The organism is Olivibacter sp. CPCC 100613, assembly GCF_036959255.1.
Classification (GTDB): Bacteria; Bacteroidota; Bacteroidia; order Sphingobacteriales; family Sphingobacteriaceae; genus Olivibacter.
Map to the genome: position 1 here is coordinate 913,857 of NZ_JAWMTI010000001.1, position 20,770 is coordinate 934,626.

General features: G+C 37.0%; 20 protein-coding genes and 1 tRNA gene. 11 read left to right on the forward strand and 10 right to left on the reverse strand.

Going from position 1 to position 20,770, the window contains the following annotated elements; all coding sequences use genetic code 11:
* Positions 1 to 12 precede the first annotated feature (12 nt).
* The 3 genes from RYH73_RS03525 to RYH73_RS03535 form a co-directional block, all read right to left on the reverse strand.
* The gene (locus tag RYH73_RS03525) at positions 13 to 618 is read right to left on the reverse strand and encodes an RNA polymerase sigma factor (protein ID WP_335311883.1); all 606 of its coding nucleotides are present in this window, start codon (positions 616 to 618) and stop codon (positions 13 to 15) included.
* Positions 619 to 892: 274 nt separating this feature from the next.
* Positions 893 to 1,255 carry a hypothetical protein gene (locus RYH73_RS03530; RefSeq protein ID WP_335311884.1) on the reverse strand — a complete coding sequence of 121 codons (363 nt, stop codon included), beginning with the start codon at positions 1,253 to 1,255 and terminating at the stop codon, positions 893 to 895.
* Between the two features lie 71 nt (positions 1,256 to 1,326).
* Positions 1,327 to 2,133 carry a siderophore-interacting protein gene (locus tag RYH73_RS03535; protein WP_335311885.1) on the reverse strand — a complete coding sequence of 269 codons (807 nt, stop codon included), beginning with the start codon at positions 2,131 to 2,133 and terminating at the stop codon, positions 1,327 to 1,329.
* Positions 2,134 to 2,428: 295 nt separating this feature from the next.
* Between RYH73_RS03535 and RYH73_RS03540 the strand changes: the two genes are divergently transcribed.
* Together RYH73_RS03540 and RYH73_RS03545 are read left to right on the forward strand one after the other, a co-directional pair.
* Positions 2,429 to 2,776: a DUF4180 domain-containing protein gene (locus RYH73_RS03540; protein ID WP_335311886.1), complete on the forward strand. Its 348-nt coding sequence runs from the start codon at positions 2,429 to 2,431 to the stop codon at positions 2,774 to 2,776.
* Between the two features lie 126 nt (positions 2,777 to 2,902).
* Positions 2,903 to 4,066, forward strand: coding sequence for a hypothetical protein (locus RYH73_RS03545; protein WP_335311887.1), 1,164 nt, complete (start codon positions 2,903 to 2,905; stop codon positions 4,064 to 4,066).
* Between the two features lie 20 nt (positions 4,067 to 4,086).
* Here RYH73_RS03545 and RYH73_RS03550 read toward each other — a convergent pair whose 3' ends face one another.
* Positions 4,087 to 5,193, reverse strand: a complete 1,107-nt coding sequence (locus RYH73_RS03550; protein ID WP_335311888.1) for an alkene reductase — start codon at positions 5,191 to 5,193, stop codon at positions 4,087 to 4,089.
* Positions 5,194 to 5,289: 96 nt separating this feature from the next.
* On the opposite strand from RYH73_RS03550, the gene RYH73_RS03555 reads away from it, so the two are divergent.
* The 6 genes from RYH73_RS03555 (at position 5,290) to RYH73_RS03580 (ending at position 9,862) form a co-directional block, all read left to right on the forward strand.
* Positions 5,290 to 6,168 carry an AraC family transcriptional regulator gene (locus RYH73_RS03555; protein ID WP_335311889.1) on the forward strand — a complete coding sequence of 293 codons (879 nt, stop codon included), beginning with the start codon at positions 5,290 to 5,292 and terminating at the stop codon, positions 6,166 to 6,168.
* Positions 6,169 to 6,238: 70 nt separating this feature from the next.
* Positions 6,239 to 7,039: a GNAT family N-acetyltransferase gene (locus tag RYH73_RS03560; RefSeq protein WP_335311890.1), complete on the forward strand. Its 801-nt coding sequence runs from the start codon at positions 6,239 to 6,241 to the stop codon at positions 7,037 to 7,039.
* Between the two features lie 104 nt (positions 7,040 to 7,143).
* Positions 7,144 to 7,746 (forward strand): hypothetical protein, encoded by a 603-nt coding sequence (locus tag RYH73_RS03565; RefSeq protein ID WP_335311891.1) that lies wholly within the window; start codon positions 7,144 to 7,146, stop codon positions 7,744 to 7,746.
* Complete coding sequence (locus tag RYH73_RS03570; protein ID WP_335311892.1) at positions 7,685 to 8,599, forward strand: alpha/beta hydrolase; 915 nt, start codon at positions 7,685 to 7,687, stop codon at positions 8,597 to 8,599. Before RYH73_RS03565 ends, RYH73_RS03570 begins: the two co-directional genes overlap by 62 nt.
* A 28-nt stretch (positions 8,600 to 8,627) precedes the next feature.
* Positions 8,628 to 9,416 (forward strand): helix-turn-helix domain-containing protein, encoded by a 789-nt coding sequence (locus RYH73_RS03575; protein WP_335311893.1) that lies wholly within the window; start codon positions 8,628 to 8,630, stop codon positions 9,414 to 9,416.
* Between the two features lie 80 nt (positions 9,417 to 9,496).
* Positions 9,497 to 9,862: a cupin domain-containing protein gene (locus RYH73_RS03580; RefSeq protein WP_335311894.1), complete on the forward strand. Its 366-nt coding sequence runs from the start codon at positions 9,497 to 9,499 to the stop codon at positions 9,860 to 9,862.
* A gap of 177 nt (positions 9,863 to 10,039) precedes the next feature.
* Here RYH73_RS03580 and RYH73_RS03585 read toward each other — a convergent pair whose 3' ends face one another.
* The 3 genes from RYH73_RS03585 to RYH73_RS03595 all read right to left on the reverse strand — a co-directional run bounded on the left by RYH73_RS03585 (position 10,040) and on the right by RYH73_RS03595 (position 13,368).
* The gene (locus RYH73_RS03585) at positions 10,040 to 10,378 is read right to left on the reverse strand and encodes a hypothetical protein (RefSeq protein ID WP_335311895.1); all 339 of its coding nucleotides are present in this window, start codon (positions 10,376 to 10,378) and stop codon (positions 10,040 to 10,042) included.
* A gap of 125 nt (positions 10,379 to 10,503) precedes the next feature.
* Positions 10,504 to 12,891, reverse strand: coding sequence for an ABC transporter permease (locus RYH73_RS03590; RefSeq protein WP_335311896.1), 2,388 nt, complete (start codon positions 12,889 to 12,891; stop codon positions 10,504 to 10,506).
* A gap of 403 nt (positions 12,892 to 13,294) precedes the next feature.
* A tRNA-Pro gene (locus RYH73_RS03595) sits at positions 13,295 to 13,368 on the reverse strand.
* Positions 13,369 to 13,786: 418 nt separating this feature from the next.
* Between RYH73_RS03595 and ybeY the strand changes: the two genes are divergently transcribed.
* On the forward strand, positions 13,787 to 14,221 hold the full coding sequence (gene ybeY, locus RYH73_RS03600; RefSeq protein ID WP_335312593.1) for an rRNA maturation RNase YbeY: 435 nt from the start codon (positions 13,787 to 13,789) through the stop codon (positions 14,219 to 14,221).
* A gap of 48 nt (positions 14,222 to 14,269) precedes the next feature.
* On the opposite strand, the gene RYH73_RS03605 is transcribed toward ybeY, so the two are convergent.
* Positions 14,270 to 14,962 carry a zinc metallopeptidase gene (locus RYH73_RS03605; protein ID WP_335311897.1) on the reverse strand — a complete coding sequence of 231 codons (693 nt, stop codon included), beginning with the start codon at positions 14,960 to 14,962 and terminating at the stop codon, positions 14,270 to 14,272.
* Between the two features lie 293 nt (positions 14,963 to 15,255).
* Here RYH73_RS03605 and RYH73_RS03610 point away from each other — a divergent pair, with 293 nt between their 5' ends.
* Positions 15,256 to 16,596, forward strand: a complete 1,341-nt coding sequence (locus RYH73_RS03610) for a DNA recombination protein RmuC (RefSeq protein ID WP_335311898.1) — start codon at positions 15,256 to 15,258, stop codon at positions 16,594 to 16,596.
* 51 nt (positions 16,597 to 16,647) lie between these two features.
* Here the strand turns inward: RYH73_RS03610 and thiL are convergent, their stop codons facing one another.
* The gene (thiL, locus tag RYH73_RS03615) at positions 16,648 to 17,685 is read right to left on the reverse strand and encodes a thiamine-phosphate kinase (RefSeq protein WP_335311899.1); all 1,038 of its coding nucleotides are present in this window, start codon (positions 17,683 to 17,685) and stop codon (positions 16,648 to 16,650) included.
* Between the two features lie 12 nt (positions 17,686 to 17,697).
* On the reverse strand, positions 17,698 to 18,693 hold the full coding sequence (nadA, locus tag RYH73_RS03620; protein ID WP_335311900.1) for a quinolinate synthase NadA: 996 nt from the start codon (positions 18,691 to 18,693) through the stop codon (positions 17,698 to 17,700).
* A gap of 483 nt (positions 18,694 to 19,176) precedes the next feature.
* On the opposite strand from nadA, the gene nadB reads away from it, so the two are divergent.
* Positions 19,177 to 20,763, forward strand: coding sequence for an L-aspartate oxidase (gene nadB, locus RYH73_RS03625; protein ID WP_335311901.1), 1,587 nt, complete (start codon positions 19,177 to 19,179; stop codon positions 20,761 to 20,763).
* Positions 20,764 to 20,770 lie beyond the last annotated feature (7 nt).

Consider the following 20,770-nt stretch of genomic DNA (forward strand, 5'->3'; position numbering starts at 1 on the left):
CCAATGGACTTTTTATAGAAAATGGTGGAGAGCAGCAACAAAAAAACTGGTTACGAAGGTTGGATATTGTTTTCCCAAATCATTTCGAAGGGTTTTACTGGCTTTGGTTAAATGTGCTTGCACTGTTTTTTCAGAAAGTTTTAATTTTTTTGCTATTTCTTTATAGTTCAATCCCTGTTCACTACTCATTCGATAAATCAGCTGACACTTATTGGGCAATTGTTTAACCGATATTTCTAAATTTTCCAGCAGTTCCTTCTCAAAAATATACGCATCTACCGAAGATTCGATGTAACCATATGATTCCTCGCTTTTAAGTTCCACCGTATAGGGAAAGCTTTTTTGATATGATTCTGCCAGGATGCGGATAGCCCTATATTTCACTGCCACAGCCAAATAAGTAGCAAGCGAATGCCTTAAACTAATACTTGCTCTTCTTTCCCAAACAGAAATTAAAACATCCGAAACACATTCTTCTGCTCGTTCAGGTATCGATAAACGATTCAGCGCTACACTAAATAACTTTTTCCAATAGCGCTCAAAAATTTCACGCATCGCTGCCTGATCATCTTGTCTTAACAATTCGATCAATTCAGTATCAGCCATTTGCGTATGCATGTTCATATCAGTTAGATTGATAAAAAGCTTAACGATATTTAAACGGGACACACGGTTTAATTGGTTTTGATGTTTCGTTAAAAATACCTATGCCGAAATTATAAATTTTTTCCGGCTCTATCCAATTGTTAGGCACTTCCTTTACTGATTTTACTTGTTAACATTTTATTTGCACTGTATTTAATCACTACTTTCCCGTTTTAGCAGGCAAATTATTGCGAAGATGAATAGCGGTGGATAAGAGGGGTGAGAAAAGAGAGCCGGCGTAAAGGATCTAGATAACTGAAAATACGGTTTGATTGCCAAGCTCCACCTTGGTGATCCGCTTTTTATTAATCATAGGCCCAAACCGGCTTAAAATATTCGGTTTAATAAACGAAACTGAAACGCGTTGCCCGTTCAATTTCGCGGCCAAGCTATCTAAATTCAAGTTTTCAACATCCACCTTGCTGATAAAATACATCCCGGCTTTATCCTTTAACTCGATGATGTAATCACCCATTCGTCCCTTATTTACCTTAGTGACTACCGATTGTACCTGCACCATTCGCTCCTCATTAGGATCAACTGGCTTTAATTGGAAATAGACGAAAGCAATGAAGCTAAACGCAAAAAGAGAAACCATTAAACGCTTCATAATCCACCATTTTAAGATAAGACCATTGGTTTATAGCAAGATACGACTTTTATACGAATACTTACTATTTTTTATGCCTCTTTTTCCTTTCGACGATCCGATGCCGACTGATCTTCTGCAACACCCGATTTCCAATAAGAATAGGCATACAGTTCCTCTCGTTGCCAGTGTTGGTCTATACGAAGATAGTTTCTGATCGCTTTTACCGTCGCATATTCTGCAGCTACATAGGCAAATCGTCGTTTTTCAGGTAAATTTAGCTTTTGAACCGCCGCTGCGAGTAAACTCCCTTTTTCAGGACGGGCATTATGCAGCCAGATTAACTCGACATCCGCTTTACTTTCTAACACTTGTTCATCTTCCTTACCATGTACTTCTAGTATACAAGTAACCTTTACTTTCGGAGCTACCTGCTCCAAAATAGCAGCAAGAACCGGTATTCCTGTAGCATCACCAACTAATAAATAATTATCTCTTAAAGGAAAAAGTTCTGTTTTGCCATCGCGCATTAAAACACCAAGTATATTCCCTTCCTTGGCACGATTTGCCCACGCGGAGGCGGGACCTTCTTCCCCGTGCGCTACAAAATCTATCCATATCTCCTTTGTCTCCAAATTTATCCCCCGATGCGTATAGGTACGCACAATTGGCCGTATTTCTTCCGATGGATGCTCCCACTCCCCCTTTTCGTAATTAAACGTAGGAAAATAAACCTTGTCTACTCCTTCCGGTGGTATTAAGATCTTATTATTTACACCTGTTGTCGTGTTCGCGAAACGTTCAATATCTTGACCTGTCAAGTATATACGTATATAATGTGGTGTAATCCATTGCTTTCTCTTTACACGCAGTTCAGCCTGAATCGGTTTTGCTTTCATTCTCTTACCATTTTTAATCTAAATATGTTTCAGTTTATCGATCGATTAAACACTTGTTCGGATAAAACACTATTAAGAATTGTTCTAAGCTTCTTCACAAAGATATTTTTTCCAAAGATTAAAAAGCAACGCTTTACGGAGAAAAAACAACGCATGCCGGAATGTATCGACTTATGACATAAACAAGACTTTTATTATAGATCGGTTTTGAAAATACACCCATATAAAGGAAAGTTTCGTTATGTTTAACGAATTTTAGACAGCACCATCGCTCTCACCAAAAACTAGATTTAACATGCAAGTAAAGGCTCATAAGATACATGATAAAGAAATTGCAGAGATCATATCCGATGAAATCATCCTAAAAACAAAAGACGATGCGTTGGATTTGATGGGCAATCTATATTATCAAGGATTTGAAAAGATTATCCTATATGAAAGAAACATAAGTCCCTCCTTCTTTGACTTAAAGAACGGTATTGCCGGAGAGATACTACAAAAGTTTTCAAATTATCGTATGCAACTTGCCATTGTGGGCGATTTTGAAAAATATACCAGTCGGGCATTGAAAGACTTTATATACGAGTGTAATAATGGTAGATTGGTCAATTTCGTAGGTTCCGTCTCCACTGCCATCGACTAAACTTGCCTGTTTTTATTATAAATAAAGTTGAACGAAAATGAATGATATTGACTCGCACTTGATTCCTTTGAAGTGATTTTCATGTTTGTTATTTGCAGGTAACTATACGTTATCAAATCAAAAATCATGAAAACAACAACAGGCTTAATTTTATCCTTCATTTGCCTTTTTCTTCCAATCTCTTTATTCGCGCAACAAAAAACAACTGGATTGAAAGCAAAGGACGGCTTTATTGACATTCCATTAGAGAAATCTTATTGGCAGAACGATTCAGATCGCGTATCTTACGAAAAAATACAAGATACCGCAACCATGTATATCCACCCTAGAGCTGGATATACGCGATTAAGGGATTTTGATTTCACCACCGGAACGATTGAGTTTGACTGGCAGCCTATTGATACTATGTTCTCATCCTTCTATTTTAGGTTTCAGAACAAAGAAGCGTCAGAATGTATTTATCTTCGTACACCACGAGCGGGTAATCCTCTTGCGATGGACGCTCTACAATATGCCCCTTTTATAAAGGGTGTTAACCTGTGGGATCTATTAGTACATTATCAGGCACCCGCTAATTTTTCAAAACGAAAATGGAACCACATCAAATTGGTCATCTCAGAAAAACAAATGTTAATATATTTGAACGACCCGGCCAAGCCCCTTCTTTGGATTCCACAATTGGAAGGAGATGTCTCGCATGGAACATTGGCGTTTGACGGCGAGTCAATCATCGCCAATTTAAAAGTTAAACACGGTTCAATTGAAGGTCTTGCAAACACACCCGGCATCGACCCAACCGCAAACGATCCTCGCTATATTCGTCATTGGCAATTTGTCGAACCAAGGGACTTCCCTTTCGGCCAGGAACCAAAGGGCGATGATTTACCAGAAGCCAATGCCTCTTGGACATCCATTGACGCTGAACGTCGTGGTCTTATAAACATAACAAGGTTGTATGGGGTCAATCCGGCACGCAGCCTTATTTGGTTAAAAACGACCATCAAAGCAGATAGTGATCAACAGAAATGGCTAGATTTTGGCTTTAGTGATGAAGTATGGGTGTTTATCAACGGTCGTTATGCCTATGCTGATAAGAATTATTATGCACATCCTATTATGAAGCCCCCATTTGGTAGGTGTTCTATAGAAAACAGCGCTATTAACCTCCCTTTACAAAAAGGAAATAATGAAATATTAATAGGACTCGCTAATAACTTTTATGGTTGGGGTATTATTGCTCGTCTTCGTGATTTAAACGGGATTGTTGCTTTAGGAGAAAATGATTTATAAAAGGGACTATTAAATGTCCCTTAAATCCTTTGCTTACTTATCATCGATTGAATTGTCGGATAATCGATATAACCCTTCGGACCTCCATAGTAAAACGTTTCTTCATCCCAAGGTGTAAGTGCTCGTTCAGTACGAAATCGTTCTACTAGATCCGGATTTGATATAAAAGGTTTTCCGAATCCAATAAGGTCCGCTATACCCGCTTGTAAATCCTGTTCGGCACGTTGAGCGGTATAACCCCCGGTAATTAAAATTAAATTGGTAAATCCTTGACGGATTTCTTCAATAAATTCTTTCGGAATAACTGATCGCCCATCTGCTATACTATTCGACAAATGAATATATAAGATGTCTAATTTATTTAATTCCCTAATCAGATATCGATGTGTTGCTGATTCTTCTGCATAAGGATGCAGTCCATTTATACTCCGAAAAGGAGACAAACGTACACCAACGCGATTCTTTCCTATAGCCTGTACTATTCCGTGCATGATATCGAGAAGAAAACGACTTCTATTTACGATATTGCCTCCATAAATATCCTTTCGTTGGTTTGCGCCCGGATTAAGAAATTGGTCGGGAAGAAAACCATGCGCTCCATGAACTTCCACTCCATCAAACCCCACTTCTATTGCATTCTTTGCCGCTTGTATGTGAGCATCAATCATCGCGTGTACACCGATTATATCCAGTTCGTCCGCTAAAGGGATTGCCTGATAAGTCCCGTCCGGTATCCTCATTTTTTCTTTGACGGGAATTGCAGATGGAGCTATTAACGCTCTTCCTTCCTGTATTGATGGGTGTCCTATACGCCCTGCGTGAACAAGTTGAACAAAAATTTTTCCTCCCGCTGCATGGACAGCATTAACTACCTTTTTCCATCCCTCCTTTTGTTCCTTTGTATAGATGCCCGGTACATTTGTATAACCAACACCATTGGCTTCTACTGCGGTATTATCTGTAATTATAAGCCCAGCACTCGCACGTTGTTTAAAATAGGTTAACATCCACTCATTTGGAATCCCTTTCTCCACGCGACGCCTACTCATTGGCGCCATTACGATTCTATTTTTAAATAAGATGTCGTTTTTATACAGTGTTGATAACAGCTTCTGATAAGTCTTCATATTCATTTTGTTTAAAATTTAATATTTCAAAAATAGATCACGGAGACACTTATAAACTTTAACGAAATAAGGTTTATTCTGTAACTTTAAAGGATTATGAAGAAAAAACAACTGTATCATCCTTTTGAAATATATATATCGGATATAGAACACTGGCAAGAACGGCCTTTGGTATATCATTTTTTTGAAATCGTTCTTATTTTGAAGGGCGAAGGCTTCCGTATTGTGAATCAAAACGAATTCGCGTATAAAGCAGGCAATATTTTTTTGTTTACGCCGATGGACTGTCGGGGATTTGAAAGTAAACAGGTGACCCATTTTTGTTCAATACGATTTTCGGAAGTCTTCTTGACACAATATAAAAATAGTCAGGAGCGGCAAAGAATAACCACTTGGCTCAAACAATTGGAACAAATATTTTATCAACATAATCGATTTGAACCGCTTCTTGTCAAGAACAGTAATGATTGTAAAATGATAACCGAGTTGATAAACAATCTATTAGCTGAATACGAATATAAACGGCCTTATTATGAAGAAAACTTGCAATACCTAATAACGCTCATTTTAAATATTTTATCGCGAAATATTTTTCATGGAACCGAAAAATCAATTCACACGGCACAGGAGGAGCCTCTTATCAATAAAATGCTATTACATATTGGCCAGTATATTCATTGTAAAGAAAAATTGAAAGTCGAATATTTAGCATCAAAGTTCAACCTCTCAACCAATTATGTTGGCGAGTACTTTAGAAAACTAACTGGAGAAAGTCTTCAGCAATACATAAGTCTTTACAAGATAAAACAGGTTGAACAACGACTCGTTAATAGTGAACTTACAATCAGTCAAATTGCCGATGAACTGGGTTTTACAGACGAAAGCCACTTAAGCAGGCAGTTTAAAAAGTATAAAAATATCAGTCCAAAATTATATCGAAGAAATCTGAAATCACTTGCTTTAACATCAAATTAGCGCTAAAACTTCTATAGGATGATATTCCATAAAATATTTTTATATTAGTTACAACCTATCAATTTCATATATGGTAATAGCTGCAATAGATGCTACTGACTTAGATGATATAACCTCTTTACAGGAAGAGGGTTGGTCTGATATCCGCCTCGCTTTCACACGTTATATAGAAGAACCCTTTTCACAGCCGATAAAAATAGCAATAGATAAACAATTGGCTGGTGTCGGCGCCGTCATTGTGCATAGAGATGTTGCTTGGCTAGGCCATATTATCGTGCAAAAAGAACATCGAGGGAAGGGTTTAGGTAAAATTATTACGGAAACTTTAGTCAATTTGGCAAACGAGCAAGGTTGTGAAACTATTTACCTATTGGCAACGGCGCTTGGGGCACCGGTTTATGAAAAAGTTGGTTTTGTAACAGAAACAGAATATAATATTTTCACCAATATCGATCTGTCAACCGAAGCCACTGAATCAGGTAATATATTAAGCTATAACGAAAACTTTAAACAGGAAATCGTGGTACTCGACAAGATAACTTCTGCGGAAGACCGGCTTTTCTATCTGAAGAAATTTCTTAAGGATAGCTACTTATATATCAATAAAAATAAAGTTGAAGGCTATTACATCCCTACTTTAGAGAATGGCCCGATAATAGCAAAAACCCAAGATGCGGGATTAGCTCTTGTTAAATTGCACTTGAAAACACACAAGCAGCTAATTTTTCCAAAAGAGAATGATCTATTGGTAGACTTTTTACATGATAAAGGGTATACCCCAACATCCTCTTGTAAAAGGATGCGTTTTGGTAAATGGAAAGCTACAAAAATGGCATATATATACAATCGCATTGCAGGATATCTAGGTTAAATTCTTGAAATTTTCTTATTTCATAAAATCTGCGTTTAAGTTAAAAACTGTTAATTACTTGTAAATCAGAAGATAAATTCTTTATATCGTAAAAAGAATTGTTTATGCATTTCGCTTTTACGCTGATTCTCTTTTTTTGCTATACGTTCTTATGCGCGCAGGAAGGCCTTTCGACGTCAAATGGGAAGGTAGAAGAATCAATAGATATTGATAGCACAAAATTCAATCGCATCATTTTATTAGATGAAATCATTGTTACAAGCAAGAAGGACTATTTAACAGATTCCTTGTCCCTTCGAAAACAATACGCCTCTCTTTTCAATCCGAAGAACCCTTCTTGGAAAGATTTTTTCTCCTCTACTAATTATTTTGATAAAGCACCCTTACCATATAACAGAGCTACTAATACCACCTCTTCCATTATCAGTCTAAATGTACTTTCATTAATAAATTTTCTTGGAAAGAACAAAAGCCCGGAAACTAAACTTCAAAAACAGTTAATGCATGAGGAGCAAGAAAGATACCTAGACCATGTTTTCTCCTCCGAGAAAATACAAAAAACAACTGGCCTCCAAGGCGATTCACTTTCTTTTTTCATTCAGCGTTATCGGCCTAGCAAAGAAGAAATAATTAAAATGTCTGAATATGATATTCTCTCTTACATCAAAGAATCCTTTAAAAGCTACCAAGCGGAGAGTAATCCGTAAGAAGCTTCGTTTATTGATCATCTTACCTTTTTTATTGACTGGCATATCCGCCCTAACAGCTTGTCATCCTAAACAAGAAACAGAAACGGGAGAAAAAAATACTTTCAATCTATATTCCAATATGGTACAAGACACCTTTAAAATTTATGTTCAAAAGCCCGTAGAATATGAAGAAAAAACTAACTCAAAATATCCCCTTGTTCTTGTCACGGATGCCAACTTCTATTTTCCCATGCTCGCTCCTATCGTCCATCAATTTGAACAAACCGGTCTTATGAAACCAATAATTCTCGTTGGTGTCGGCTATCATTCCTTGGAAGAGATGGATTCGCTGCGTGTTCGCGATTTCTTGTTTCCCTCCTCCCTGCCGTCCGACGAAACGCAAGCAGAAGGGGGTGCAAAGAAATTCCAAGCTTTTCTTCGAGACGAATTATTACCCAGATTAGCGGATTCTTTACGACTAAACGCAGATAAAGCCTTACTCGGGCATTCCTTTGGCGGTTATTTTTCCTTGCTCACACTCTTTGAGCAGACTAGAAGTGGGCAATATTATTTTAATAAGTTTGTAGCTGCAAGTCCAACGATGTGGTATAACGATTTTTATCTAAACCACCTTGCAGATAGTTTGAAAAATAAGGTAGTACAAGACAGCGCACATCTTTATTTAAGTGTTGGTGGGTTAGAAGACTCCACCTGGTACGTAAAGCCTGTCCACTATATGACAAAGAAATTAACTTCAGATTCTATCGGTGCAATTAATTGTACCGCTATAAATTATAAAGAAATGGATCATATGGATGTAGGACTCCTTTCATTTATACATGCACTGAAAGTATGGTATAAACAAGAATAAAAAAGATAGCTAAAAGCAAATTTTACAGATGGTAACCTTATACACACGAACGAATTTAAGTAATGATGAACCGACCCGTGTTCTCCAATATAAAGTTATTTGGTGTACCCATGGTTCAGCCACTATTATTATTGATACGCAGCAATACACCTTAACGAATCACGAAGTTATTACCATCACATCTGGACAAATCCACCATTTTAAGGAGATTGCAGGTCACATCGCCATTCTCGAATTTTCACTTGATTTTATATGTAAAGACGAAAACGATATCGAACTTATCTTTCATAATGGTTTATTCTGCCATTTTGGAATCAATGAGGTAGTTCCTGTCAAGAGAATAGATACTTTTAATTATCTATTGCAGCTAATCGAAACCGAACTGCAAAAGAAGTTATATCAACATTCCATCTCTATCCGCGCCTGCATAGAACTCTTATTAGTAGAAATCAATCGCGCGAAGATTGACAGAGGTGATACTATATGGAAACCGGACTCTCTATTCTTACGTTTTCTAGAAACCGTCCGAAACAATTTTTCCAAAAATTATTCACTCAGTACTATCGCTGAACTGTTGCATAGTACCGAAGCAAAACTGAATGATTTGGCTAAATTGCATACGAACAAAACCGCGCAGAACGTTATATATAGTCTTGTCATTTCAGAAGCCAAACGCTTACTTATTTATCAACCTTATTCTTCGATTAAAGAAATTTCCTTTGAACTCGGTTTTAAAGATCCCTTTTACTTTTCCAATTTTTTTAAAAAAAATACGGGTTTGTCCCCAAAAGAATATAAAAAAATCCACCTTGTTTAAATATTACATGCTTTTCCTGGGATTGTCTATTTATTGAGAGTCTATCATTATTCATCTTTACTGCGTATTAAATGTGTTAAATGATGGATAATAATATTAATAACTATCTCGTTAAAAGTGAATTAATAGAATGGATTCCCTTAATTGAAAATGGTCATCAGTATAAGGGAATATTCGTTAAATCGCTACGTTACGATGCAGCAACAAAGCGATCGAAAACGATACTACTGAAATTCGAGCCTGGAGCGGCTTACCCTTATCACAATCACCCGGCTGGAGAAGAGCTATTCATCTTGGAGGGTGAAGCCATTATTGAATCGCTAAAGTTCAATAAAGGCGATTATTTATATACGCCTCCTAACTTTAAACATAGCGTTGAATCAGTGACAGGATGTGTTATTCTTTTTATCGTTCCTCAAGAAGTAGAAATTTTAGCCCGTTTATAAATTTATATCTTTACCAATGGATACCCTGATGGTATCCATTGGTTGTCAATTACTTACAAAGGTGTTCACCGATAAGTTCTTAAATCAATTCAATTCGTTTTGAAAAGCATTCAAAACGTACTAAATATTATACAATAGAATCCCGGAAACATTTAATCCAACGGTGTTAAAATAATATCAATAGTCTTCCTCATCTTCCGAATGATTATCTTCCTCCCATTGTTTTACCACTTCGTCAGGAGATACCTGATTAATATTTTTTAAGGTTTCGTATTTTTCTTCTATCAATTGAATAATAGGCAATACATGTCGTATGTTTTGATCACTTAAGTGATCAAAATCACTGATCTTAAATTCAAATTCTTCTGCATCGGTAAGTAGTTCTTCGACTTCTTGTAACTCTCCGCTTGAAGCAAGTTGTTGAACACTGTGATTCAGTCCCTTATAAGCTTCCTCTAATTGATAAATAGCTCTTAGTAAATTCTTTCTATATTCTTCCGTGTAATTTTTACGCATATAGGCAGTTGATAATGTTCTATTTTTATCAAAATAAACATTATCTAAATGTATGCCAAATCATCCCTATTGCTTCTCAGCATTTTGACATAATACACACGAAAGTTCGAACACCATCACAACCACTACTCCGCTCTTAACGATTCAACTGGATTCATCATAGCAGCTTTAACCGTTTGATAGCTCAGAACCAAGAGGGTAATGCCTATTGCAAAAACGCCAACCAGCCCGAATACCCACCATTGTACCTGAATATGCAAAGCATAATTTTCTAACCAACTGTTCATGACATACCAGGTGATTGGTACAGCCAATACCAAAGCCAACGCTATCAGTTTCACAAAATCAACTGATAGTAAACCAAAAATAGTAGGTACAGAAGCACCTAAGATTTTACGAATGCCTATTTCCTTTGTACGCTTATGAATTGTATAAGTAGTTAATCCTAAAACACCCAAAGAGGTAATCAATAAAACCAATACGGAAAATACCCCTACAACCTTACCAAATCGACGATCTGATTGATATTGCTGATCCAGTAGCTCGTTCATAAAGTGATAATTCAACGGATATTCCGGGTAGACTGCTTTCCATTCTTTTTCAATGGTCTGCAAGCTTTTGGCAATATGCTTTGTTTGTAATTTTACAGTAACGAAATCACTTCTCGTACTATACCAATGAACCATCGGTAGCATAGCTTCCTTCAGAGAAAGCTGATGAAAATCTTTCGTTACTCCGACGACGAACCATTTGTTACCCCATAAGTCAATGGCCTGTCCTATCGCCGATGTTGCATTTTCAAAACCCAACAATCGCGCCGCTGTCTCATTAATAAGTAATTTATTTTCATTTTTTGTTCCCTTTTTGAAATTTTCTCCCGCAGCTAATTTAATATCATTTGTAGGAATAAAATCTTCGTCGATACCATATAGCGTATAGTTATAACGATTTCCATCGGTGGCACCATAACGTGTGATGCCAACTGAAGTGCTAACGTCATACAGCGCAGTAGGTACTGCGTCGGATAATGTCACTTTTTCCACTTCCGACAAAGTCAACAGTTTATTTTTAAACGTTAAACCTTTTTCTCTTCTCAGCGAATCTGTTCCTGTTTTCGGACCACGTATAACCAGCAATTCAGAAGGATTCAAACCAATATCTTGCTTTTTTAGAAAATTTAATTGTTGGAAAACAATCAACGTGGCAGACAATACAACCATAGCTGCTATAAATTGCCCGATAATTAATGCTTTCCGAAAGAAATTTCCGTTTTTATCCGTCGTAAAAACACGACTGACTACCTTTATCGGCTTGGTAGTAGCTAATTGAAACGCTGGATATACACCTGAAAGGAAACAATTAAACAACAGTAACAAAACGATACTCGACCAAAAGAACTCAGTACCAAACAAATTAACAGGAATGTTTTGTCCGATCAATTGCCTATAAAATGGTGATGCGATACTTATCAACAAGACGGAAAAACCCATCGCTATCAAATTGATAATCAATGTTTCTAACAGTAACTGACAGATCAATAATCCTTTTGAAGAACCTAATAGTTTTCGCATGCCAATTTCTTTCACTCGTTCAGATGCTCTTGCGGTAGTCAGATTAACATAATTTACAGAACCGACCAATAAGATTAGAAGAGCAATAACTGCTAAAAAATTGACCGTTTTAACATCTCCATTAACTTCTGGTTCAAAGAACTTATGGGAATATAGATGGATTGATTTAATAGGTTCTGCATTGAAAAGATTAGTAATTTTTCCACTCAAATTGCTTTTTGTCAACGCATGTAACTTTTTATTAAAAGTGTTGACGTCTGTTTTCGGTGGTAACCGAACATATAAATAATTGTTATTCCCTCCCCAATTATCATCCATTGTCCATCCTAAGGCCTTCAATGAGGAAAAAGAAACCAGCATATCAAACTTAAGGTGCGTATTAGCAGGTGAATCCTGAAAAACACCTGTAACCGTGTACAAGGTATTTTCTTGCTTAAGTGCTTTTCCGATAGGATTTTCTGAGCCAAATATACGTTTCGCCTCTGTCTCTGATAAAACGAGTTTATAGGGCTGATCAAATGTATCTGCATTCCCATTGACAAAGGGCATTTCAAACATAGAGAAGGTAGAAGGATCCACGGCATAAATATGTTCGATCCGAAAGGCCCGATGCATATATTGGATTTCATTATTATCTTCCAACATCTGAATACGAGTAAAATCCAATACCTCCGGCATTTCCTGTTTCAAAAAAGGACCTAACGGGGGATAAGTTTCACAATCAGTATCTATGTATTCAGACCCGTTATAGTTATCTAAGGTTATGCGATATAAATCGTCTGCCTTTTCAATAAAATTCTCATAACTATATTCAAAACGAACAAAGTGAACCAACAATAAAAATACAGCGGTTGAGACGGCTAAGCCCAGTACATTAATCAGCGCGTAATATCGATCTTTCCAGAGCGTGCGCCAGGCGGATTTTAAATAATTGGTAAACATAAAACCTGATTATTGCAAAGATATTCAACTACAGGGCCAAATCATATATTCACCTTTTAACTCCTTTACGGCCTTATTGTTTTTTTCATCGTGTTCGAATACGAACACACACCGTACGCTTATGAACAGTTTAATAATACGGTCTTAAAAAAACAAAATTTTAAGTTTAATAGGAATCTAGTTTATTTAGTAATCTTAAAACAACAGTTCCTTATGATAGGATTTATTGGCTACGTCCCGCCACTCTCGCTCTCGCACATATGCTACAACCATACTAGGAAAGGAGTGACAGATAAATGTTACTTGTTTCACAAGTATATCAAAAAAAGAGAAACCAAAATTCAAGCAAGCTTAATCTGGTTTCTCTTTTTTTGATAAAGGCTCAAAGCCCACTATTCGCTTGTCGGGATGGCCGGATTTGAACCGACGACCTCCAGCACCCCATGCTGGCGCGATACCGGGCTACGCTACATCCCGAATTTTTGGACGACAAATCTATATAAAATTTCTCTAATTCGCAATTCTTCAATAACTGTTAGTATTACAGTTGATACCTGGTACAGCGATCGATCAAACAGTCTTACAAATTTATTCCTTACTTCAATAAAGAAGAAATAACAAAATATATTAAAACTTTTACAAAAAGTAATCAAATATTCATATTTACCGTAAAATATCAGTAAATATTCCGTTTATTTACCGTAAAATTTACGATAAAAATACGATCAATTTACGGTAAATAAACGATAAAATTTGATATTTTATCATTATCTCTTCTATTTCTTTCTAATTTTTTATCGTATTTTTTTATGGATTTTATAAGACAATAGGGTAAAGTGGGTTATGAGGGTCGCCAATGAAATCTAAAGATTGTACATTTGAAAGAAAAATAGATATGCCAGGTGCTACCATAAACTTCTTTACTGTAGAGATTAAATACACGCTAAAAAATAAATTAGCGTTAAAAAAATGGATAAAAGATGCCATTGTTAATGAAGGCTTTAAACCAGGTGAAATAAGTTTCATTTTATGCTCAGATGAATACCTGCACAAAATTAATGTGGAATACCTAAATCACGACACTTACACCGATATTATAACCTTTGACAATAGTGAAGACGAAGATATCATAGCAGGAGATATATTTATAAGCGTAGACAGAATTAGCGAAAATGCAAGCCAATTTTCTGTAGATGAACGCGATGAATTACACCGTGTTGTTATCCATGGCATTCTACACCTCTGTGGTTATTTAGATAAAAAAAAGGAAGACAAAAAAAGAATGACGGAGAAGGAAAATGAATACCTTTCAAAGAGAATAATTGGTTAAATAAAAAAGGGATCCATACGAATCCCTTTTATTCTCAATATGTTTTGCTTAATCTCTCGATCGAAGCAGGATACTTGCATAGTATACCAAAGTTGCCAATGATGATAAAGCAGCTACAACATAAGTCATAGCAGCCCACCAAAGCGCATTCTTAGCGCCATCATGCTCTTCTTTGCTGGCCATAATGCCTTTATTCGTTTCCAACCAAGCTAACGCTCTATTGGAAGCATCAAACTCAACAGGTAAGGTTACAAAGCTAAATAATGTAACTAAAGCCAAAGCAGCAACACCGACTGCTAATACAATAATATTACCGGAGAAAATGGCCAATAAAACACCGATCATTAAAGTCCATGATGTTAAAGTTGATGCAATGTTAACAACCGGCACCATCGCTGAACGGAACTGCAACCAGGTATACGCTTTTGCATGTTGAACCGCGTGGCCGCATTCATGTGCCGCTACCGCCGCAGCTGCAACACTTCTTCCGCTATACACTTCAGGACTCAAATTCACTGTTTTATCCGCCGGATTATAGTGATCCGTTAATCTTCCCTCCACTGAAACTACATTGACATCGTAAATATTGTTGTCATGTAACATCTTCTCCGCAATATCTTTACCGGACATACCGCTACTTAATGGAGTTTCAGAATGCTCCTTAAACTTACTCTTGAATCGCCATTGAACAATAAAACTAACAATCGCAATTCCTATTAATAACAAATATTCTATTCCCATTTTAAAATCAATATATACTACACTCCCTCAAACTGCATACCGACTTTAAGCTTTCCCGGCTTTCTTTCTAAGTTATGCATTTTTCCTATAAATTTAAGACAATTAGATTAAAATACGATTAGAAAGGGAGCTCAATACCTGACATTATATCAATAAGATGGAATTAAATGCTGACAGTTTAACAGCCATTGTTGAACAAAATGCAAGAGGAAATAAAGAGATGAATTAAAGCAGTGACAATAAGGTTCTGACTGAATCAATTTTTCTATATAAATTTGCACAAAACAACCAGCATGGAAAATCTATTGATCGTTATTTTACTCATCGTTCTACTTTTCTTTTTGTATAAATTGACGCAACGTACCAATCAACCAAATTCTGAAAGCTTTACGAGCTTTCAGGACGAGCGCGATGATCTTCTGGTAAAGATAGCGAAAGCAGAACAGAAAGCAGACAATTATCGATTAGAAAACGAACGTTTACTAGTAGAAGTAAAAGCTGAACGAGAGAAAGCTGCGGCAGCCGAAAGAACAATTGAGAGTTTAAACGCATACTTTGAATCGCAGCAAGAAAAATTAAATGAGCAGAAGCTCGAAATTGCAACGATGAAAGGTCAGTTTAATAAAGACTTTGAACTGATTGCCAATAAAATCTTAGAAGAAAAGACACTTAAATTCACGGAAACCAATCATAAAACGATCCATCAACTTTTAGATCCTTTGAAAGAAAATATTAAAAGTTTTGAAGAGAAAGTTGATAAAACCTATACCCACGAAGCCGCGGAAAGAAATTCGTTAAAAGGTGTTGTTATGCAGTTAATGGAACAAAGTCGGCTTATTAAAGATGAAGCTGTTAATTTAACTAGGGCATTGAAGGGTGATCAAAAGAAGCAAGGCAATTGGGGTGAAGTAGTTTTAGAAAGAGTGCTTGAACGATCAGGCTTAACGAAAGACAGCGAATATCGTTTACAGGCAAGTTTTCAAAGCGAAGAAGGCAAACGTCTGCAGCCGGACGTGATTATTGATTTACCGGAAGAAAAACACCTAGTTATTGATGCTAAAGTTTCCCTCGTCGCTTATGAAAGATGGGTAAATGCAGATAAGGATGAGGAACGGGAACTATATGCAAAGCAGCATATTTATTCTATAAAAAATCACGTTACCGAACTTTCTCGTAAAAATTATCAAGATTTATACAAAATCACATCACCCGACTTTGTTTTATTATTCATGCCGATCGAATCTGCTTTCAGTATGTCTGTTACGATTGATGGTGAACTATTCAGTGAAGCTTGGGATAAGCGCGTGGTTATTGTGAGCCCTTCCACTTTGCTGGCCACACTTAGAACCATTGCCAGTATCTGGAAACAGGAGCGACAAACGCGAAACGTAATGGAAATCGCAAGAGAGGCGGGTGCATTGTACGATAAATTCGTTGGTTTTACAGAAGATATGGATAAAATTGATAAACAAATTACCGTATTGGCTAGGACACATGAAGATGCTAGAAAGAAGTTAGAAACCGGGAAAGGAAACGTAATTTCAAAAGTTGAAAAGCTAAAAAAACTAGGTGCTAAGGCCAGCAAGCAAATTGATATCAGTTTATTCGAGGATGATGAATTTATAGAGGATTAACCGGTTTCACGTGAAACCGGTTAATCCTCAAAACCTTATAGAAACACCCCGCTAGTTAAATGCATTCCAACCCTGCGCTGTAATTGGATATAGGTTGCCGCTTTTTGATATCAAATTACATCCGGCCTGTTCTTCCATAATATGTCCAATAATACTAACATCTATATCCCCTTTTATCTTCTCATAATCGTCCTGCTTAATCGTGAACAATAATTCATAATCCTCTCCTCCGCTAAGTGCACATATTGTTGGATCCAATCCAAATTCACGGGCAGTATCGTACGTCATCTGGTCAATCGGAATTTTCTCTTCATACAATCTACAACCCTTTGAAGATTGCTTACATATATGTAAAATTTCCGAAGCTAATCCATCCGATACATCAATCATGGACGTAGGTTTAATTTGAAGCGTTCTGAGCAACTGAACCACATCACGTCTTGCTTCGGGTTTTAATTGTCTTTCCACTATATAGTCTTTTCCTTCTAAATCGGGCTGAATATTTGGATTCTCTAAAAAGATCTGTTTTTCCCTTTCCAGCAACTGCAGACCAACGTAGGCTCCTCCCAAATCACCGGATACACAAATCAAATCGCCCTCTTCTGCTCCACTTCTATAGGTAACGGCCGAAGGATCAGCATAACCGACGCTTGTTACACTGATTACCAGTCCTTGTTTCGAGACTGAGGTGTCACCTCCTATCAAGTCTACTGCATATTTTTTACAGGCTAAAATAGCACCAGCGTATAGCTCCTCAACCGCTTCTAAGGGAAACTTACTCGATAAACCTATCGAAAAAGTTATTTGAGAAGCTATACCATTCATTGCGTAAATATCGCTAAGATTAACCTGCACTGCTTTGTATCCCAGATGTTTAAGAGGAACATACCTTAAATCAAAATGTACACCTTCTAAGAGCAAGTCGGTAGAAATTAAGGTCTGCTTCCCTTCATGCTGAATAACCGCCGCATCATCACCAATCCCTTTAATCGTCGATTTTTCATTGATTTCAATTGATTTGTTGATCAAGTCAATGAGACCGAATTCGCCAAGTTTATCTAAGCTGGTATTCTCTTTATTATCAAACATCTCTTTATTATTCTAGAGTCCAAATTGTGCGGAAATGGCTAACATTCGCTCGATCGGTTTACGAGCGCGGTTAATTACCTCTAAGGGCAAATCTATCTCGGGTAGTTCAAAGCGCATCGCGTTATAAAGTTTTTCTAAGGTGTTCAACTTCATATGTGGACAATCGTTACAGGCGCAGGCGTTATTAGGAGGAGCGGGTATAAACACTTTTTGGGGATTAGCCTTTTGCATCTGATGAATAATACCCGACTCTGTTGCGACAATAAAAGTATTTGCCCTATCGTTTATCGTATATTTTAATAAACCTGTTGTTGAACCGATGTAATCAGCCTCTCTTAAGATATGTTCTTCACATTCCGGATGCGCAATAAATTTTGCATCAGGATATTGGCTCCGCAAACGATCAATTTTCTCCTGCGAAAATATTTCATGAACCATGCATGCGCCATTCCAAAGAACAAGATCGCGTCCGGTTTTTCTTTTTACATAATCACCTAAATTCTTATCAGGGCCGAATATAATCTTTTGATCTTTTGGCAAACTATCCACAATTTGCACTGCATTAGAGGAAGTACAAACAATATCACTGAGCGCTTTTAATTCAGCTGTGCAGTTTACATAAGTAATAGCAAGGTGATTAGGATACTGTTCTCTAAATTTGGCAAACAAATGTGGAGGGCAGCTATCTGATAAGCTGCAACCGGCTTTCAGATCCGGCAATAATACTTTCTTTGTAGGTGATAGAATTTTTGCTGTTTCAGCCATAAAATGAACACCGGCAAAAACAATGATCGATGCATCAGTCTTTGCAGCCTCCTGAGAAAGCCCTAAGCTGTCTCCTATATAGTCTGCTATATCTTGAATTTCGGAATCCTGGTAATAATGTGCCAAGATAACTGCATTTTTTTCCTTCTTCAGCCGATTTATTTCTTGCACTAAATCCATTCTAGGATCAATTGCTTCGTCTATATAGCCTTTGCTAGTCAGTTGTTCCGTATAGTTTTCCATGTTCTTAGCCTACGCATATTTCATTACACAAATGTACATAAAGAAAATGAAATCGAATTTTTGTGAATTTTCCACGTTTCAATAAATACAATAATTCTTTTTATATAAAATCTTCTTATCGTTTATTAGGGTGTTAGTAATGTTAGCAAATGCGCGCTATTTTTTCTTGCTTAATAGGATGTTTCTATTTTATACACATGTTTTCAACAGTATTTATAGACTAAATATTTGATTTACAATAGTTATTTTTTTAACCCATTTTTCTTTCCATATTTTTTTGTCAGTTTTTTTTCCGGAACTTTTGGTTGAGAACTGCGCTTGTTCAAGCGGAATAAATCATTGAAAAGTTTTGTGAAATGTGCATATAATAACTTTTAGACAAGTTATTCTTTTTATTCCACGTACTTTTTACAAAAAAATCCACATATTTAACATGTTTTTCCACCGTTTTGGAAGCAGATATCAATAAATAATTTTTTCAATATGGCGAATGTTGATTTCTTAGTTGTAGGTTCGGGCATTGCAGGCTTAAGCTTTGCCTTGAAAGCAGCTAAGTATGGTAAGGTTCTGATAGTTACGAAATCAAATGAGGACGAATCGAACACTAAGTATGCACAGGGTGGCGTGGCAGTAGTTGTGGATAAGTCTGACAGCTTTGAGAAGCATATCGCTGATACACTGGTTGCTGGGGATGGTTTATGCGATAAAAAGATTGTGGAAAACGTAGTGAAGGAAGGGCCTGAGCGAATAGCGGAGATTATACAATATGGAACCCACTTCGATGAAGTTGCAAAGGGAAGCTATGATTTAGCTAGGGAGGGTGGTCATTCGGAACATCGTATTTTACATTATAAAGATATTACCGGATTTGAGATTGAGCGAGCTTTACTGGAGCAGGTTCATCAATCGCCGAATATTAGTATACTGACACATTATTTTGCTGTTGATTTGATTACACAGCATCATTTAGGCTTATTTGTTAATAAGACTAGTGAAGATATTACTTGTTACGGAATTTATGCGCTAAATACGCTTACGAATGAGGTGGAGAAGATCTTGAGTAAAGTTACCGTAATGGCTTCCGGTGGGGCCGGACATATCTATTCGTCTACTACAAATCCTGTCATTGCAACAGGGGATGGAATTGCGATGGTTTATCGTGCTAAGGGAAAGGTGAGAAATATGGAATTTATTCAATTCCATCCCACCTCTCTTTATAATCCGGGCGAGTATCCATCTTTTTTAATATCAGAGGCGCTTCGTGGTTTTGGTGGGGTATTGAGAAGGAAGAATGGGGAAGAGTTTATGTACGAATATGATGAGCGCGGTTCTTTAGCCCCAAGGGATATCGTCGCACGTGCAATCGATAATGAGATGAAGAGATCGGGTGATGATTATGTATATTTAGATATAAGCCACCGGGATAAAGGCGAACTGCTAAAGCATTTTCCGAATATATATGCAAAATGTCTAAGTATAGGTATTGATCTTACACGGGATTATATACCCGTGACGCCAGCTGCTCATTATTTATGTGGCGGTATTCTGGTAAATGAATATGGCTTATCTTCCATTCAACATCTTTACGCTTGCGGTGAATGTTCTTCGACAGGTTTGCATGGCGCGAACAGGTTGGCTTCCAATTCTTTATTGGAGGCGTTAATTTATGCGCATCGGATTTTTGAGCATGCGGTGGGTATCTTTGATAAGATCAGTCTACCACTTGATATACCAAATTGGGATGACACGGATACGCACTTGTCGAACGAAGATATTCTGGTAACCCATAATTTGAGAGAAACACAAAAGATTATGAGTGACTATGTGGGGATTGTACGTTCAGATTTTAGGTTAGAGCGAGCGATGAGAAGGTTAAAATTGTTGTATGAAGAGACGGAAGATTTTTATAAAAACACAAAATTGTCAGTGAAACTTTGTGAACTTAGAAATGTGATACAAGTATCGTACATTGTTATTAAATCAGCGATGGCCAGAAGGGAGAGCAGGGGCTTGCATTACACCACGGATTATCCCAATCATTCGAGGGAGCTTGTAGATACTATATTTTAATTATTGA